Source organism: Thalassotalea sp. G20_0 (genome assembly GCF_017744175.1).
Lineage (GTDB): Bacteria > Pseudomonadota > Gammaproteobacteria > Pseudomonadales > Endozoicomonadaceae > Endozoicomonas.
On record NZ_JAGHQV010000368.1, the window covers coordinates 1 to 714 of the forward strand.

At 43.3% G+C, this 714-nt stretch carries 1 protein-coding gene; it reads left to right on the plus strand.

Annotated features, from left to right (window positions below; translation table 11 throughout):
* On the plus strand, positions 1-714 hold a 714-nt coding region (locus J7438_RS26545; RefSeq protein WP_209279024.1), incomplete at both ends, for a polysaccharide biosynthesis protein.

Genomic DNA, 714 nt, shown 5'->3' on the forward strand with positions numbered 1-714 from the left:
GCGTAAAAGATATGGAAGTCAAAAGTTAAAGTTTTATATTGGTGATGTCCGGGATTATCAGAGTATCCACAGTGCTTTGCGTGGTGTTGATTATGTTTATCATGCTGCTGCGTTAAAACAAGTTCCCTCCTGTGAGTTCTATCCATTGGAAGCCGTCAAGACCAATGTGTTAGGTACAGAGAATGTTCTTGAGGCAGCTATTGCCAATAGCGTTTCCCGTGTTGTTTGCTTGAGTACAGATAAAGCCGTCTACCCGATTAATGCCATGGGTATATCCAAAGCTATGATGGAGAAAGTAGTTGTTGCCAAATCACGTAATGTTCCTGATGGTACCATGATCTGCACGACCCGTTATGGCAATGTCATGGCTTCACGAGGTTCTGTTATTCCTCTGTTTGTAGATCAGATCAATAATGATCAACCGATCTCTATTACAGATCCTTCGATGACGCGATTTATGATGACACTGGATGATGCAGTAGATCTGGTGATTCATGCCTTTTTGTATGGCAGGAATGGTGATATTTTTGTACAAAAAGCTCCAGCAGCCACCATCAATGTTCTTGCCCGCGCTATTTTGGAGTTGATGGAAATGCCACAGCATCCAATCAGGATTATAGGGACTCGACATGGTGAGAAACTGTATGAAGCTCTGTGCAGCCGTGAAGAGATGTTAGCAGCAGAAGATCAGGGAGAGTACTACCGTATACCAGC